The organism is Variovorax sp. P4_D9 (assembly GCF_056401695.1).
Window position 1 is genome coordinate 1 of sequence record NZ_JBFUIU010001022.1, and the last position, 2,780, is coordinate 2,780.

General features: G+C 66.6%; 3 protein-coding genes. All 3 read left to right on the plus strand.

What is annotated here, in order from left to right; all coding sequences use genetic code 11:
- The coding region (gene flgJ / locus AC1DY5_RS50245; protein ID WP_478121781.1) for a flagellar assembly peptidoglycan hydrolase FlgJ at positions 1 to 909 on the plus strand (909 nt) is incomplete at its 5' end.
- Between the two features lie 58 nt (positions 910 to 967).
- Positions 968 to 1,492, plus strand: a complete 525-nt coding sequence (locus tag AC1DY5_RS50250) for a chemotaxis protein CheW (RefSeq protein ID WP_478121782.1) — start codon at positions 968 to 970, stop codon at positions 1,490 to 1,492.
- Between the two features lie 44 nt (positions 1,493 to 1,536).
- On the plus strand, positions 1,537 to 2,780 hold a 1,244-nt coding region (locus AC1DY5_RS50255), incomplete at its 3' end, for a methyl-accepting chemotaxis protein (protein ID WP_478121783.1).

Here is a 2,780-nt window from a genome sequence, read left to right on the forward strand (position 1 = left end):
GTCCAGGGCGTCGATGCATTGCGGCGCACCGTGCGCACCTCGCCCGAGGAAGGCCTCAAGCAGGTCTCGCGGCAATTCGAGGCCATGTTCATGAACATGGTGCTCAAGAGCATGCGCGAGGCGACGCCTTCCAGCGGCCTGCTCGACGGCCAGAACGAGAAGATCTACACCTCCATGCTGGACCAGCAGCTGTCGCAGAACCTCTCGGGCCGCGGCCTGGGGCTGGCTGAGGCCATGCTCGCGCAGCTCCAGAGGGCCGCGGCATCGGGCGTGGACGACGGCGAGCCGAATCCTGCGCGCACGTCGCTGGCGCCGCGCGGCGGCCTGCCGCTGGCGCCGCAGGCCGGCATCCCGCTGGGCTCGGCGCCTTCGGCGCCGGTGGTCCGTGCCGACCTGAGCGCCTACCAGGTCAACAACGATCGCTCGGGCGGCGCCGCGGGCGCGGTCGCATCCCTGCAGGGCCACGTCGACAGCTTCGTCAACCGCATGGGCGCATCGGCCCAGGCCGCGAGTGCCGCCAGCGGCGTGCCGGCGCCGCTGATCCTGGCGCAGGCCGCACTCGAATCCGGCTGGGGCAAGCGCGAGATCCGTGCCGACGACGGCACGCAGAGCTTCAACCTGTTCGGCATCAAGGTCGACCGCAGCTGGCAGGGGCCGGTGGTCGAGACCACCACCACCGAGTACGTCGACGGCGAGCCGCAGCGCGTCCGCGCGAAGTTCAGGGCCTATGGTTCCTACGAGGAGGCCTTCACCGACTACGCGCGCTTCATGACACGCAATCCGCGCTATGCCAACGTGCTGGCGACCGACGACCCGACCGAAGCCGCGCATGGCCTGCAGCGTGCGGGCTACGCGACCGATCCGCAGTACGGCCAGAAACTGGTTCGCATCATGCAGAAGATCGGCTGACCGGTTCCGGACCGAACACTTTTTGAACACGCCTTCACATCCCACCCAAAGGAATCCCATGGCAGAGATCACGAGCCTTCATTCCCATGCGGCCGGCGCTGCCGCAGCGGCCCTCGCGAACGCGAATGCAAATCGGCTGGAGGTGGTCACCTTCACCCTTGGCGACGAGGAATACGGGATCGACATCCAGAAGGTTCAGGAGCTGCGCGGTTACGACGCGGTGACGCGGATCGCGAACGCGCCTGAGTACATCAAGGGGGTGGTGAACCTGCGGGGGATCATCGTTCCGATCATCGACATGCGGATCAAGTTTGCGCTGGGCACACCGAGCTACGACCAGTTCACGGTGGTGATCGTGCTGAACATCGGCGGGCGGGTGGTGGGGATGGTGGTGGACAGCGTGTCGGACGTGATCACGCTGACGGCGGAGCAGATCAAGCTGGCGCCGGCGATGGGATCGGTGCTGGACACGGACTACCTGATCGGGCTGGGGACGCTGGACGAGCGGATGCTGATCCTGGTGGACATCGACCGCCTGATGTCCAGCGACGAGATGGGCTTGATCGAGAAGCTGGCCGCCTGAGGCCGCGCTCGACCCGCACAAGAAAACAATCGATCGGAGACAACATGAAAGACTGGAAGATCGGCACCCGCCTGGGCGGGGGCTACGCGTTGATCCTGGCCCTGTTGGCCGCCACTGCCGGCATCGGCGTGCTGCGCCTGCAGGCGGTCGGCGATGCCACCAACGACATGGCGCTGCGATCGCTGGTCAAGGAGAGGCTGGCCGCAGGCTGGCTGCTCGGGACCAGCACCAACAGCATGCGCACCTACGCGCTCCTCAATTCGGATGACCCCGAAGTGCAGGACTTCCTGCAGAAGGGCATGAGCAAGACCAGCGCCACGATCTCCGAGACCCAGAAAAAGCTCGAGGAACTGCTGCGCTCGCCGGAGGAACTGGCGCTGGCGGCGGACATCAAGCAGAAGCGGGCCGACTATGTCGAATTGCGCAACATGCTGCTCAAGCTCAAGGCCGACGGCAAGCCGCAGGAGGCGATGCGGATCGCCTGGGACAAGCTGGTGCCCACGCTCGACAGCTACGACGCCAGCATCCGCGGCATCCTGGCGCATGAGGAGGCGCAGGTAGACAAGTCGGCTGCCGAGATCGATGCGCTCTATCGCGCGGGCCGCATCAACCTCATGGCGCTGGCGGCGATTGCGCTGGCGCTGGGCTCGGTGCTTGCCTGGCTGCTGACGCGCAGCATCGTGCAGCCGATCGACGAGGCGCTGCTGATTGCCGAGACCGTGGCCTCGGGCGATCTCAGCAAGGACTTCGAGACCGATCGAGGCGGCGACTTCGGGCGCCTGCTGCGCGGCATGGGCGAGATGGAGGACACATTGACCGATCTCGTGGGTCGCATCAAGACGTCGACCGATTCGATCGTCACCGCTTCGGGCCAGATCGCCGCAGGCAACCAGGATCTGTCCTCGCGCACCGAAGAGCAGGCCAGCTCGCTGGAGCAGACGGCGGCGTCGATGGAGGAACTCACCAGCACGGTCAAGCAGAACGCCGACAACGCCCGCCAGGCCAACCAACTGGCCGTCTCGGCCTCCGAAGTGGCGGTCAAGGGCGGCGAGGTGGTGAGCCAGGTGGTGGACACGATGGCCTCGATCAACGCCTCGTCGAAGAAGATCGTCGACATCATCGGCGTCATCGACGGCATCGCTTTCCAGACCAACATCCTGGCGCTGAACGCGGCGGTGGAAGCCGCGCGCGCCGGCGAGCAGGGTCGGGGCTTCGCGGTGGTGGCGGCGGAGGTGCGCAGCCTGGCTCAGCGCTCGGCGGCGGCGGCCAAGGAGATCAAGGGCCTGAT